The sequence below is a fragment of the Geodermatophilus sp. SYSU D01105 genome, from assembly GCF_054050095.1.
This window is the reverse complement of the sequence record NZ_JBJGYR010000003.1, coordinates 1-12,385: the sequence shown is the minus strand read 5'-3', so window position 1 is coordinate 12,385 and position 12,385 is coordinate 1. Positions and strand designations below refer to the sequence as shown.

Below are 12,385 nucleotides of genomic sequence, written 5' to 3'. Positions count from 1 at the left end.
GGCAGGATGGAGGGCATGGGACAGGTCGTCGCCACCGCCGAGCACGTGGTCCGAGCACCGGCCGAGCGGGTGCTCCCCGCCCTCGCCGACTACACCGAGACCCGCCGCCGCATCCTCCCCGAGCAGTTCAGCGACTACCGGGTCGAGGCCGGTGGCCAGGGTGCGGGCACCCGCGTCGCCTGGCGGTTCGCCGCCACCTCCAAGCGGGTGCGCGACCAGCTCGTGGAGGTCAGCCAGCCCGACGCCACGACGCTGGTGGAGCGCGACACCCGCTCGTCGATGGTGACGACGTGGACGGTGCACCCGGCCGACGCGGGGCTGAGCACCGTGCGGGTGCGCACGACCTGGAACGGGGCCGGCGGCATCGGCGGCTTCTTCGAGCGCACGTTCGCCCCGAAGGGGCTGCGCCGGGTGTACGAGGACCTGCTGGGGCGGCTGGACCGGGAGCTGTCGGCGTCCTGAGCCGGCGGCGCGAACCGGCGTTCGAGGGGACGATGGCCCGGTGACCGCAGTGCCCACCGCCGTCGAGCCGCCCCCCGTGGACCCGGCCGGCCTCGACGCGCTCGCCCGCCTCGTGGGGGACGGCGACGTCGTCGTCCTCTCCGGGGCGGGGCTGTCCACCGACTCCGGCATCCCGGACTACCGCGGCGCCTCGGGGGCGCTGCGCCGGCACACGCCGATGACCTACCAGACCTTCCTGCGCGACCCCCGCGGCCGGCACCGGTACTGGGCGCGCAGCTTCGTCGGCTGGCGGCAGATCCGGGCGGCGCGGCCCAACGCCGGGCACCGGGCGGTCGCCGACCTGCAGGACGCCGGACTGGTCGCCGGGGTCATCACGCAGAACGTGGACGGGTTGCACCAGGCGGCCGGCGCACGGGACGTCGTCGAGCTGCACGGCGGCCTGGACCGCACGATCTGCCTGGCCTGCGGCGACGTCGCCGACCGGGCCGAGCTGGACCGACGGCTGCGGGTGGTCAACCCGCACTTCGGCCCGCACGTGGACGAGGTCAACCCCGACGGCGACGCCGAGCTGCCCGACGAGCTCCTCGACGGCTTCGTCATGGTCGACTGCCTGGCCTGTGGCGGCGGGCCGCTCAAGCCCGACGTCGTCTTCTTCGGCGAGACCGTCCCGAGGGACCGGGTGGACGCCTGCTTCGCGATGGTCGAGGAGGCCGGCGGGCTGCTCGTGCTCGGCTCCTCGCTGACGGTCATGAGCGGCTACCGGTTCGTGCTGCGCGCCGAGAAGCTCGGCATCCCGGTCGGCCTGGTCAACCTCGGCGCCACCCGCGGGGACGCGAAGGTCGACGTCCGCGTCGACGCGCCGCTGGGGACGGTGCTGCCCGACCTGGTCCGGCGCCTGGCCGCGTGACCCGCGAGGCGGAGGACCTCCCCGCCCCCCAGCACTCGCCGGCTCGCGCCGGGGCCCTGCAGGGAGGTCACCCGGCGGGTGAGGACGACGGCCGGTGGCTCGTGGTCGACGGACGGCGGTGGCGCCGCGCCGACCCCGCGCTCCCCCAGGACGTGCGGGCGCGGCTGCTGCACCACCTGGGGGTGGCGCGGGCCGCCGTCCGGACCGCCGGGTCGGCCGGGGACGACGCCGCCGTGGCCGCCGCCCGCGCGCGGGTCCGGCTGGCGAAGACCGGGCTCGGCGAGCGGGGCAACCCATGGTGGGAGCAGGACGACGCCGAGCGCTGCGAGCGGTGGACCGCGGCGCTGGCTGCGCTCGAGTCGTCGGGCGGTTGACCCCGCGTCGGCCCGGGAAGGAGGAGCCGCGATGCAGACCTTCCTGCCCGTCGCCGACTTCGAGGAGAGCGCCCGGCTCCTGGACTCCCCCCGCCTCGGCAAGCAGCGGGTCGAGACCCTGCAGGTGCTGCGGGCGCTGGAGCTGCCCGACTACGGCTGGGTCTCCCACCCCGTCGTCCGGATGTGGCGCGGCCGCACCCCGGCGCTGGTGGCCTACGGGCTGGCGATGGTCCGGGTGTGGCGCGAGCGGGGCTTCGCCGACAGCACGCACACGCTGATCGCCGAGTTCGCGCCCGACGTCGTCGGCGTGCCCCAGGAGGAGCTGGCCCGCGCCGGGCTGCTGCCCTCGTGGGTGGGGGACGAGGCGCTGCACCTGTCGCACCGGTCCAACCTGCTGGCCAAGGAGCCCGACTTCTACCGGGCGCGGTTCACCGAGCGCTTCGGGCCCGAACCCGACGACCTGCCCTACGTCTGGCCGGAACCCGACGACGTCCCGCCCGCGCCGCCGCCCGAGGGCGTCCGGGTCTGGGTGGTGCGCCCACGCGCGCACAACGAGCTCGGGGCGTGCCTGGCCGCCGGCGTCGTGGGGCTGGGCACGCAGTCGGGCATCGACGTCGACGCCACCGGCCTGGGTCCCGCGGAACTGCGGGCCCTGTCCAAGGAGATCTCCGGCCGGCGCCCGGCCAAGGACCTCCGCCAGCTGTCGACCTTCCTCGACGAGGTGCGCCCCGGTGACCGGGTCGGGCTGCCCATCGAGCACGGCGCCGGGCTGCTGCTGGGCGAGGTGGTGGGGGAGTACCTCTTCGAGGGCCGCGAACTGCTGCCGCACCGCCGTCCCGCCCGCTGGGACCGCGTGGTGCCCCGGTCGGCGGCCCGCCCCCCGGCGACCCTGCAGGACCCGCGCGCGCTGTTCTCCGTCGTGCTCGACCCCGCGCACGTGCCCGGCAACTGAGCGGCGCGCGGCCCGCCCGCTGTGCCAGGGTGCCGACGTGGTCCGACCCGCCGTCCTCACGAGCCAGTCCGCCGACTTCCCGCGCTGGTATCAGGACGTCGTGGCCAAGGCCGAGCTCGCCGAGAACGGCCCGGTCCGCGGGACGATGGTGATCCGGCCCCACGGGTACGCGATCTGGGAGCGGCTGCAGCGCGAGGTCGACGACCGGATCAAGGCCGCCGGCGCCCACAACGCCTACTTCCCGCTGTTGATCCCCGAGCCCCACCTGCGCCGCGAGGCCGAGCACGTCGAGGGCTTCAGCCCCGAGCTGGCGGTGGTCACGCACGCCGGCGGCAAGGAGCTGGAGGTCCCCGCAGTCGTGCGGCCGACCAGCGAGACGGTCATCGGCGAGTACATGGGCAAGTGGGTGCAGAGCCACCGCGACCTGCCGCTGCTGCTCAACCAGTGGGCCAACGTGGTCCGGTGGGAGCTGCGGCCCCGGGTCTTCCTGCGCACGACCGAGTTCCTCTGGCAGGAGGGACACACCGCGCACGCCACCGAGGCCGACGCCGCCGCCTACGCCCGGCGGATCCTGCGCGAGGTCTACGCCGACGTCATGACCGAGGTGCTGGCGATCCCGGTCGTACCGGGGCGCAAGACCCGTCGGGAGCGTTTCGCCGGCGCGGTGAACACGCTGACCTGCGAGGCGATGATGCGCGACGGCAAGGCCCTGCAGATGGGTACCAGCCACGAGCTGGGGCAGAACTTCTCCCGCGCCTTCGACATCGACTTCCTCGGTGCCGACGGCCGGCGGCGGCTGGCCTGGACGACGTCGTGGGGGTCCTCCACCCGCATGGTCGGTGGGCTCATCATGAGCCACGGCGACGACGCGGGGCTGCGGCTGCCGCCCCGGCTGGCACCGGTGCAGGCAGTGGTGATGGTGGCCCGTGCGGGGGAGGGCGTGGAGCAGGCCGCCCGGGCGGTGGCCGACGAGCTGCGGGCCCGGGGGGTGCGGGTCGCGCTGGACGACCGGGCGGACGTCCCCTTCGGGCGCCGCGCCGTCGACTGGGAGCTCAAGGGCGTCCCGCTGCGCGTCGACCTCGGGCCCCGGGACCTGGCCGAGGGCCGGGCGACCGTCGTCCGCCGGGTCCCCGGCGAGACCGCGCCGCTGGAGCTGGGCGCGGTGGCCGAGCAGGCCGGGCGTGCGCTCACCGACGACCAGGAGCGGTTGCTCGCCGAGGCCCGCGCCCGGCTGGCCGGGCGCACGGCGGACGTGGGCACGGCCGACGAGGCCCTGGCCGCCGCCCACGACGGGTGGGCCCGGGTCCCCTGGGCGCGGCTCGGCACCGCGGGCGAGGCGCGCCTGGCCGAGCACGGCGTGACCGTGCGCTGCCTGGTCACGCCGGACGGCGGCCTGCCGGGCAGCGACGACGAGCCGGGCGCCCTGGCCGTCGTCGGCCGCGCCTACTGAGACCCGCCCGGCAGGGGCACGTTCTGCAGCCGCACCTGGCCGCGGGCCACCGGCTTGCCGTCGTCGCTGCGGGTCAGGGTGACCAGCCACAGCTGGAGCGTGCGGCCCTGCTGGATCGGCTCGGCCAGGACGTCGACCCGCCCGGTGGTCACCGGCCGGAGGAAGTCGGTGCTGTTGTTGACCCCGACCGCGAACTGGCCGCGGTCGACCACCGCGGCGCTCGCGCCGATGCTCGCGGCCGACTCGACGACGGTGCAGTAGACCCCGCCGTGCACCACGCCCCACGGCGTGTGCTGGTCCGGCCCCAGGTCGACGTGCCCGGCCACCCGGGTGCCGCTGGTCTCGGTGACCTCGAACCCCGACGCGGCGACGAACCGGCTGGCCGCGGTGAGGTCGACCGGCGGCAGGGCGCTCTCGGCGCTCACGCGTCCCACACCAGGCAGAAGGGGTGGCCCACCGGGTCGGCGTAGACGCGGAAGTCGCCGCCACCGCCGGGCAGTCGCCGGGCACCGAGGGCCAGCACCTGCGGCTCGGCCTCGTCGACGTCGGCGACCCGGACGTCGAGGTGGAACTGCTGCGGTCGGCCGGGGTCCGGCCAGTCCGGTGGCTGCAGGTCGGGGGCCTGCTGGAAGGCCAGCCGGTGGCCCTGGCCGGTCACGACGACCCAGTCGTCGCCGGGCTGGCCCTTGCTGACCTCCATCCCGAGCAGCCGGGCGTAGAACGTGGCGAGGGCGTGCGCGTCGGGTGCGTCGATGACGACGGAGTGCAACTGGCCGATCATGGCCTCATCCTGCGGGTCCGCACCGGCGCTGACCAGCGCGGTCCGGGCCGGATGCCGCAGCGTTCCGGCCATCGGGGCAGGATCGGGACGTGGCTGCGACTCCCTCGACCGCTCCCCAGCTCGGCTCCCTGACCTGGGTCCCCGCCGCCGACCGGCCCGAGCTGCTGGCCTCGCCGGTGGCCGCGGCCCTGGGGGACCTGCCCGGGCCGGCCTGGGTGGCCGAGATCGACGACGACCTCGCCGACACCGCCGAGTTCACCGAGGCCTACGGGGTGCCCCTGGCGGCGTCGGCCAACTGCGTGGTGGTGGCCGCCCGCCGGGCGGGGCAGACGACGATGGCCGCCTGCCTGGTGCCGGCGAGCACCCGCGCCGACGTCAACGGGCTGGTGCGCCGGCACCTGGGGGCCCGCAAGGCGTCGTTCGCACCGCAGGACGTCGCCGTCGCCGAGAGCGGGATGGCCTACGGCGGGATCACCCCGATCGGGCTGCCGCCGTCCTGGCCGGTGCTCGTCGACGCCGCGGTGGCCGCCGCGGACCTCGTCGTGGTCGGGTCGGGCACCCGCGGCAGCAAGCTGGCCGTCCCGGGGGCGGCGCTGGCCGCGCTGCCCTCGGTGGAGGTCCTCGAGGGGCTGGGCCGGGAGCCGGCCGAGCCCTCCCAGCCGGTGCCGGCCGCGGTCGCCGAGCGGGCACCCGACGACCGCGACGTCGGCTGGGGCGAGCGGCCCGACGACCGCACCGCCGACGACCGCCGCTACCTGGAGGACCGGCCTCCGCACTGGGGCGGCGACTGAGGTCTCACAGCTGCCCCGGCAGCGACGTCGTCCCCGGGCCGGACGGATCCCGGCCGGGACCCGCGCCCTGCTGGGCGCGCAGCAGGTCGCGGATCTCGATGAGCAGCTCGACCTGCGTCGGCTCGGCCGGGCCGGGCTCCTCGCCGCGCTTGCGCCGCTCGGTGAGCGTCTTCATCGGCAGCACGACGAGGAAGTAGACGACCGCGGCGGTGATCCCGAAGGTGATGACCGCGTTGACGAACGCGGCCCAGTCGAAGACCTGGCCGTTGACGGTGAACGTCCCGCCCTCGATGCCCCCGCCGCCGAACAGTGCGATGAGCGGCTCCAGGAACGACGCGGTGAACTGGCTGACGACCGCGGTGAACGCCGCCCCGATGACGACCGCGACCGCGAGGTCGACGACGTTGCCGCGGAGCAGGAAGTCCTTGAAGCCCTTGATCATGGCGGTATCCACCCACACCGGGGCGCGCCCGTCCACGCGCCACTCAGGGCGGGGGTGGGAGGCTCAGGGTCAGCGTCGCGGTGGTGGCCGCGGCGGCCAGGTGCGCGGCGGTGGTGTCGTCCACGGCGAGCAGGAGCAGGCCGTCGTCCGCGTCGCCCGCCCCCGGCGCGGCCAGCACGAGCGCGCCGGCGGCGACCACCTCGGCCCGCTCGGCGCCGGCCGGGGTCGCCAGGACGTCGACCCGGTCGCCGGCCCGCACAAGCCCGCTGACCGCCAGGTCGGCCGGCCGCACCGGCGCGGCGACCTGGCCCTCGGCCAGCTGCGCGGTCAGGCCGGCACCGACCAGGGCGGCGTCGGTGAGCGGCTCCCCGGCGCGCGTGCTCCCGGCGAGCGTGCCGCCGACCAGCGCCGCGGGGTCGGCGCTCGCCCCGGCGGGGCGCAGGGCAGCCGGGTAGCGGGCCACGGCGAGGTCGTCGGCGGTGAGCACCGACCCCGGGGGCAGGTCGGTCGCGGCCACGACCACCGGCACGGTGGCCGGAGCGCGCGCGGCCGCCGGGGCGGGGGCCGGCCGCAGGGCCAGCACGAGGGCCGCAGCGGCCAACAGCCCGGCGAGGGCCCGCCGGGCCGAGTGCACCGGCGAGCGGGGACGGCGGAGTCGCACCATGGGGCCCACCCTCGCCGGTCGCGCACGTCCGCGGAGCGGCTAGCGCCGGGTTGTGGAGGGAGCGGGGTCCTGTGGACCCGCGCGGCTCAGCTGGCGGCGGCCTTGCTCGACGAGGAGCCCGACGTCGAGGAGCTGCTGCTCGACGACGACGAGGTGGACGAGGACGAGCTGGTGCCGCTCGCGGCCGGGGCCGTCTCCTTCTTCTCGGCGCTCGTCGACTCGCCCGACGTGGAGCTCGACCGGCTGTCGGTCCGGTAGAAGCCCGAGCCCTTGAAGACCACGCCCACCGAGCCGTAGACCTTGCGCACGGTGGTGCCGCAGGTCGGGCACTCGCTCACCGGCGCGTCGGTGAAGGACTGCACGACCTCGAACTCGTGCTTGCCCTCGGGGTTGGTGCAGGCGTACTGGTACGTGGGCACGGCGGGAGCTCTCCTCGTCGGGACGGGCCGGGCTGGCACTCTCGCCCGGCGACTGCCAATGATGCGCGCTGTCGCGCCCCGCGTCCACGTGCCGCCGGTGAGTGTCCCCCCGGTGCGCGCGGAGAGGCCGACGCGATCCGCCGCGGGCGGCTCGCCGCGGTGCTGCTCGACCCTCCGACACCGCCGTCGGACCGCGGGCGCTCGGGCCTGCCGGCCGAGCACCTGGTCGCCGACGGCCACGACGAGCACGAGCACCGCCGCGGCCGACACCGGCACGGCGGGGGTGAGCGCGCCGGTGACGGGACGGGACCCGGGACGGATCGAGCCGGTCAGCGACCGACGTAGGCCGCGAGGTGTTCGCCGGTGAGGGTGGAGCGGGCGGCGACGAGGTCCGCGGGGGTGCCCTCGAAGACGACCCGTCCGCCGTCGTGGCCGGCGCCCGGGCCGAGGTCGATGATCCAGTCGGCGTGCGCCATGACCGCCTGGTGGTGCTCGATCACGATGACCGACTTGCCCGAGTCGACCAGCCGGTCGAGCAGGCCGAGCAGGTTGTCGACGTCGGCCAGGTGCAGCCCGGTGGTCGGCTCGTCGAGGACGTAGACGCCGCCCTTCTCGGCCATGCGGGTGGCCAGCTTGAGCCGCTGCCGCTCGCCCCCGGACAGCGTGGTGAGCGGCTGACCGATGGCCAGGTAACCGAGCCCGACGTCGGCGAGGCGGTCCAGGATGGTGTGCGCGGCCGGCGTGCGTGCCTCCCCGGCGCCGAAGAACTCCTCGGCCTCGGTCACCGACATGCCGAGCACCTCGGCGATGTCGCGGCCGCCCAGCGTGTACTCCAGCACCGACGCCTGGAACCGCCTGCCCTCGCACTCCTCGCAGGTCGACTCGACCGTGGCCATGACGCCCAGCTCGGTGTAGATGACGCCGGCGCCGTTGCAGGTCGGGCAGGCGCCCTCGGAGTTGGAGCTGAACAGCGCCGGCTTCACGCCGTTGGCCTTGGCGAACGCCTTGCGGATCGGGTCGAGCAGCCCGGTGTAGGTCGCGGGGTTGCTCCGTCGCGACCCGCGGATCGCCCCCTGGTCGACGACCACCACGCCGTCCCGGGTGGCGACCGAGCCGTGGATCAGCGAGCTCTTCCCGGAGCCGGCCACGCCGGTGACCACGCAGAGGACACCGAGCGGGATGTCCACGTCGACGCCGCGCAGGTTGTGGGTGTCGGCGCCACGCACCTCGAGCGCCCCCGACGGCGTCCGGACCGAGGACTTGAGGGCCGCCCGGTCGTCCAGGTGCCGCCCGGTGAGCGTGCCGCTGGCACGCAGCCCCTCGACGGTGCCCTGGAACACCACCTCGCCGCCGGCGGTGCCGGCACCCGGGCCGAGGTCGACGACGTGGTCGGCGATCGCGATCGTCTCCGGCTTGTGCTCGACGACCAGCACGGTGTTGCCCTTGTCCCGCAGCTGCAGCAGCAGGTCGTTCATCCGCTGGATGTCGTGGGGGTGCAGCCCGATCGTCGGCTCGTCGAACACGTAGGTGACGTCGGTGAGCGACGAGCCGAGGTGGCGGATCATCTTGGTCCGCTGCGCCTCTCCTCCGGAGAGGGTGCCGGCGGGCCGGTCGAGCGAGAGGTAGCCCAGGCCGATCCGCGCGAACGAGTCGAGGAGGTGCTGCAGCCCGGTCAGCAGCGGGGCCACCGACGGCTCGTCCAGGGCCCGGACCCAGTCGGCCAGGTCGCTGATCTGCATGGCGCAGACGTCGGCGATGCTCTTGCCCCGGATCTTCGACGACCGGGCCTCCGGGGCCAGCCGGGTGCCGTCGCACTCGGGGCAGGTGGTGAAGGTGATCGCCCGCTCGACGAAGGCCCGGACGTGCGGCTGCATCGCGTCGACGTCCTTGGACAGCATCGACTTCTGGATCTTGGGGATCACGCCCTCGTAGGTGAGGTTGACCCCCTCCACCTTGATCTTCGTCGGCTCCCCGTAGAGGAGCGTGTGCAGCTCCTTCTTGCTGAAGCTCGCGATCGGCTTGTCCATGGGCAGCCCGGCGCCGCTGAAGATGCGGCCGTACCAGCCGTCCATGCTGTAGCCGGGCACCGCCAGCGCGCCCTCGCTCAGCGACTTGCTGTCGTCGTACAGCGCGGTCAGGTCGAAGTCGGTGACCGAACCCATGCCCTCGCAGCGGGGGCACATGCCGCCGAGCCGGGTGAAGGTCGCCTTCTCGGCCTTGGTCCTGGCCCCGCGCTCGACGGTGATCGCACCGCTGGCCCGCACCGTGGGGATGTTGAACGAGAACGCGTTCGGCGGGCCGATGTGCGGCTGCCCGAGCCGGCTGAAGAGGATGCGCAGCATCGCGTTGGCGTCGGTGGCGGTGCCGACGGTGGAGCGCGGGTTGGCGCCCATCCGCTCCTGGTCGACGATGATCGCCGTCGTCAGGCCCTCCAGCAGGTCGACCTCCGGCCGGGACAGCGACGGCATGAACCCCTGTACGAAGGCGCTGTAGGTCTCGTTGATCATCCGCTGCGACTCCGCGGCGATCGTGTCGAACACCAGCGAGCTCTTGCCCGACCCGGAGACGCCGGTGAACACCGTCAGCCGGCGCTTCGGCAGCTCGACGTCGACGTCCTTGAGGTTGTTCTCCCGCGCGCCGTGCACGCGGATCAGGTCGTGGCTGTCGGCGACGTGCAGCGCGGGCGACTGCGTGTCCGTGCTCATGGGTCTCCATCCGTCGGGCAGGCCTGCGGGGTCTGTCGTCGGCGACGCGGGGCTCGGCCGGGTCGGCGTGGAGCGGTGCGTCCGGTCGCCGGCGCGGTCTGGGCACCGGTGCGTTGTCTACCGGATCGGGGCAACGGCCGGGAGGCGCGACGCCCGTCCGGATGACGCCGGGCGGGCGCCGCAGCCGGCCGGGGGGTCGGGCCAGTGGTCGGCCGACGGGTCAGGGCCGCTCCTGGATGCGGACGGTGTTGCCCGCGGGGTCGCGGAAGGCGCAGTCGCGGATCCCGTACGGCTGGTCGGCCGGTCCCTGCAGGACCTCGGCGCCGCTGGCCTGCACCTCCCCGAACGTGCCGTCGAGGTCCTCGGTGGCCAGGACGATCGAGGCGTAGGTGCCCTTGGCCATCATCTCCGCGACCACCCGCCGCTCCTCGTCGGTGGTGCCGGGGTCGGCGGTCGGCGGGTGCAGGACGACGGACGTGTCGGGCTGGTCGGCCGGACCGATGGTGAGCCGGCGCATCCCGCCGTAGCCGACGTCGTTGCGGACCTCGAAGCCGAGGGCGTCGCGGTGGAAGGCCAGCGAGGCGTCGGGGTCGGCGTGCGGCAGGAAGGTGTGGTGGATGGTGGTGTCCATGGCGGTCACGCCAGGGACGACGCGCTGACCGGGGCTTCTCGATTCCTGACCGGTCCGGGCCCGCCTCGACGCCGCCGGCCCGGGGGGCGTTCCCCACGACCCGCTCGCGGGCCCAACGTCCCCTCGCCGGGGCGCCGTCCGGCCCGCTGGCCTGCTGGTCCGCGCCAGTACGGTTCCGTCCGTGGCTCCGCAGTGGCTCGACGAGCAGCAGCAGCAGACGTGGCGTGCCTGGCTGACCGTGGCCGAGCTGCTCCCGCGGGTCCTCGACTCCCAGCTGCAGCGCGACGCCGGCCTCACCCACGCCGCCTACGTCGTCCTCGCGATGCTGTCCGAGGCGCCCGGGCGCAGCCGCCGCATGAGCGACCTGGCCCGGCGGGCCAACCAGTCGCAGAGCCGGCTGTCGCACACCGTGGCCCGGCTGGAGGAGCGCGGCTGGGTGCGCCGGGAGCGCTCGCCCGAGGACGGCCGCGGCAACGTCGCCGTCCTCACCGACGAGGGGTGGGAGGTCGTCCGCTCGGTCGCGCCGGGCCACGTGAACGCCGTCCGGGCCGCGCTGTTCGACCCGCTCACCGACGAGCAGGTCGCGGCGCTGGGCGAGGCGCTGCAGGCCGTCGTCGACCGGCTCGACCCCGACCACAGCATGCGGGTCGAGCACGGCGCGGACGTCTAGCGGGGAAGCGACCGACGGCGTGCGGCGTTGCCGCCGGTGATGACCGAGCCCCTGCCGCTGTCCGTCCTCGAGCTGGCCACCGTCGGGTCGGGGCAGTCCACCGCCGACGCGCTGGCCGCCACCACCCGCGTGGCGCAGGCCGCCGACCGGCTGGGGTACGTCCGGCTGTGGGTCGCCGAGCACCACAACATGCCGGCGGTGGCGAGCACCAGCCCGCCGGTGCTCATGGCCCACCTGGCCGCGGGGACCGAGCGGATCCGGGTCGGCTCCGGCGGAGTGATGCTGCCCAACCACGCGCCGCTGGTCGTCGCCGAGCAGTTCGCGCTGCTGGAGGCGCTGCACCCCGGCCGGATCGACCTGGGCATCGGCCGGGCGCCGGGCACCGACCAGCAGACGGCGATCGCCCTGCGCCGCGACCCCGCCGCGCTCTCCGCCGACGACTTCCCGCAGCACCTGGTCGACCTGCTGGGCCTGTTCGGCGACCCGCGCGTGGAGGGCGGCCTCGCCGAGCGGTTCCGGGCCACCCCGGCGGCGTCGTCCGTGCCGCAGGTCGTGCTGCTGGGCTCCAGCGGGTTCTCCGCGCAGCTGGCCGGCCAGCTCGGGCTGCCCTTCGCCTTCGCCCACCACTTCGGCAGCCCGCACACGCTGACCGCCGTCGGCCTCTACCGGGACACCTTCCGCCCCTCGCCGGCCCTCGAGCGGCCGTACACGATCGTGACGGCGAACGTGCTCGCCGCCGAGACCGAGCGGGAGGCCCGCCGGCTGGCGCTGCCCGGGCAGCTGATGCGGCTGTCGATCCGCCTGGGCCGGCTGCGTCCGGTGCCCACCATCGAGGAGGCCGAGGTCGACCCGGAGCGGGCCGCGGCCGAGGCGATGCCGAGCAACGCGATCGTCGGGGACGTCGACTCGGCGGTGCGGCAACTGCGGCAGCTGGCCACCGACACCGGTGCCGACGAGCTCATGCTCTCGGCGTCCACCCACGGCGTCGAGGAGCGGGTGCGCAGCCTCGAGCTGGTGGCGCGGGCGTGGGGGCTGACCGCGCGGGAGCCCGCCGCCTGACCCCGCGGGAGTCCGCCGCCTGACCTCACCGGGAACCGCGGTGTGGTCGCCGGAGCCGTGCTCTGACGCGGCTCCGGC

The 12,385-nt window shown here is 75.3% G+C and carries 15 protein-coding genes; 8 read left to right on the top strand and 7 right to left on the bottom strand.

Annotation, left to right across the window (positions count from 1 at the left end):
- Positions 1–15: 15 nt before the first annotated feature.
- Genes ACI79I_RS03015 through proS form a run of 5 tightly spaced genes read left to right on the top strand, consistent with a single transcriptional unit; the run spans position 16 to position 4,145 of the window.
- Positions 16–462, top strand: coding sequence for an SRPBCC family protein (locus ACI79I_RS03015; RefSeq protein WP_456946089.1), 447 nt, complete (start codon positions 16–18; stop codon positions 460–462).
- A gap of 40 nt (positions 463–502) precedes the next feature.
- Positions 503–1,369: an NAD-dependent protein deacetylase gene (locus ACI79I_RS03010; RefSeq protein ID WP_456990791.1), complete on the top strand. Its 867-nt coding sequence runs from the start codon at positions 503–505 to the stop codon at positions 1,367–1,369.
- Complete coding sequence (locus tag ACI79I_RS03005; RefSeq protein WP_456990790.1) at positions 1,366–1,743, top strand: biopolymer transporter Tol; 378 nt, start codon at positions 1,366–1,368, stop codon at positions 1,741–1,743. Before ACI79I_RS03010 ends, ACI79I_RS03005 begins: the two co-directional genes overlap by 4 nt.
- A gap of 31 nt (positions 1,744–1,774) precedes the next feature.
- Positions 1,775–2,695 carry an MSMEG_6728 family protein gene (locus ACI79I_RS03000; RefSeq protein ID WP_456990789.1) on the top strand — a complete coding sequence of 307 codons (921 nt, stop codon included), beginning with the start codon at positions 1,775–1,777 and terminating at the stop codon, positions 2,693–2,695.
- Between the two features lie 37 nt (positions 2,696–2,732).
- A complete protein-coding gene (proS, locus tag ACI79I_RS02995; RefSeq protein ID WP_456990788.1) occupies positions 2,733–4,145 on the top strand; it encodes a proline--tRNA ligase in 1,413 nt (470 codons plus the stop codon).
- Here proS and ACI79I_RS02990 read toward each other — a convergent pair.
- On the bottom strand, positions 4,139–4,570 hold the full coding sequence (locus tag ACI79I_RS02990) for a PaaI family thioesterase (RefSeq protein WP_456990787.1): 432 nt from the start codon (positions 4,568–4,570) through the stop codon (positions 4,139–4,141). The genes proS and ACI79I_RS02990 overlap by 7 nt on opposite strands.
- A complete protein-coding gene (locus ACI79I_RS02985; RefSeq protein WP_456990786.1) occupies positions 4,567–4,998 on the bottom strand; it encodes a VOC family protein in 432 nt (143 codons plus the stop codon). The genes ACI79I_RS02990 and ACI79I_RS02985 overlap by 4 nt, the downstream gene beginning before the upstream one ends.
- A 17-nt stretch (positions 4,999–5,015) precedes the next feature.
- Here ACI79I_RS02985 and ACI79I_RS02980 point away from each other — a divergent pair, with 17 nt between their 5' ends.
- A complete protein-coding gene (locus ACI79I_RS02980) occupies positions 5,016–5,717 on the top strand; it encodes a YbaK/EbsC family protein (protein ID WP_456990785.1) in 702 nt (233 codons plus the stop codon).
- 4 nt (positions 5,718–5,721) lie between these two features.
- On the opposite strand, the gene mscL is transcribed toward ACI79I_RS02980, so the two are convergent.
- The 5 genes from mscL to ACI79I_RS02955 all read right to left on the bottom strand — a co-directional run bounded on the left by mscL (position 5,722) and on the right by ACI79I_RS02955 (position 10,578).
- Complete coding sequence (gene mscL, locus ACI79I_RS02975; RefSeq protein WP_456990784.1) at positions 5,722–6,159, bottom strand: large conductance mechanosensitive channel protein MscL; 438 nt, start codon at positions 6,157–6,159, stop codon at positions 5,722–5,724.
- 43 nt (positions 6,160–6,202) lie between these two features.
- Positions 6,203–6,823 (bottom strand): Flp pilus assembly protein CpaB, encoded by a 621-nt coding sequence (gene cpaB / locus ACI79I_RS02970; RefSeq protein ID WP_456990783.1) that lies wholly within the window; start codon positions 6,821–6,823, stop codon positions 6,203–6,205.
- Positions 6,824–6,909: 86 nt separating this feature from the next.
- Complete coding sequence (locus tag ACI79I_RS02965; protein WP_456990782.1) at positions 6,910–7,242, bottom strand: FmdB family zinc ribbon protein; 333 nt, start codon at positions 7,240–7,242, stop codon at positions 6,910–6,912.
- 329 nt (positions 7,243–7,571) lie between these two features.
- Positions 7,572–9,947 carry an ATP-binding cassette domain-containing protein gene (locus tag ACI79I_RS02960; RefSeq protein WP_456990781.1) on the bottom strand — a complete coding sequence of 792 codons (2,376 nt, stop codon included), beginning with the start codon at positions 9,945–9,947 and terminating at the stop codon, positions 7,572–7,574.
- Positions 9,948–10,167: 220 nt separating this feature from the next.
- A complete protein-coding gene (locus ACI79I_RS02955) occupies positions 10,168–10,578 on the bottom strand; it encodes a VOC family protein (protein WP_456990780.1) in 411 nt (136 codons plus the stop codon).
- Positions 10,579–10,759: 181 nt separating this feature from the next.
- Here ACI79I_RS02955 and ACI79I_RS02950 point away from each other — a divergent pair, with 181 nt between their 5' ends.
- Together ACI79I_RS02950 and ACI79I_RS02945 are read left to right on the top strand one after the other, a co-directional pair.
- Entirely contained in the window at positions 10,760–11,248 is a 489-nt protein-coding gene (locus ACI79I_RS02950) for a MarR family winged helix-turn-helix transcriptional regulator (RefSeq protein ID WP_456990779.1), read from the top strand.
- A gap of 39 nt (positions 11,249–11,287) precedes the next feature.
- Positions 11,288–12,307, top strand: a complete 1,020-nt coding sequence (locus ACI79I_RS02945; RefSeq protein WP_456990778.1) for an LLM class flavin-dependent oxidoreductase — start codon at positions 11,288–11,290, stop codon at positions 12,305–12,307.
- Positions 12,308–12,385: the final 78 nt, after the last annotated feature.

Bases quoted from the DNA above. Each gene is read 5' to 3' on its own strand.
- ACI79I_RS03015 (WP_456946089.1), top strand. From the start codon at position 16: ATGGGACAGGTCGTCGCCACCGCCGAGCACGTGGTCCGAGCACCGGCC.
- ACI79I_RS03000 (WP_456990789.1), top strand. From the start codon at position 1,775: ATGCAGACCTTCCTGCCCGTCGCCGACTTCGAGGAGAGCGCCCGGCTC.
- ACI79I_RS02985 (WP_456990786.1), bottom strand. From the start codon at position 4,998: ATGGCCGGAACGCTGCGGCATCCGGCCCGGACCGCGCTGGTCAGCGCC.
- mscL (WP_456990784.1), bottom strand. From the start codon at position 6,159: ATGATCAAGGGCTTCAAGGACTTCCTGCTCCGCGGCAACGTCGTCGAC.
- cpaB (WP_456990783.1), bottom strand. From the start codon at position 6,823: ATGGTGCGACTCCGCCGTCCCCGCTCGCCGGTGCACTCGGCCCGGCGG.
- ACI79I_RS02960 (WP_456990781.1), bottom strand. From the start codon at position 9,947: ATGAGCACGGACACGCAGTCGCCCGCGCTGCACGTCGCCGACAGCCAC.
- ACI79I_RS02955 (WP_456990780.1), bottom strand. From the start codon at position 10,578: ATGGACACCACCATCCACCACACCTTCCTGCCGCACGCCGACCCCGAC.
- ACI79I_RS02945 (WP_456990778.1), top strand. From the start codon at position 11,288: ATGACCGAGCCCCTGCCGCTGTCCGTCCTCGAGCTGGCCACCGTCGGG.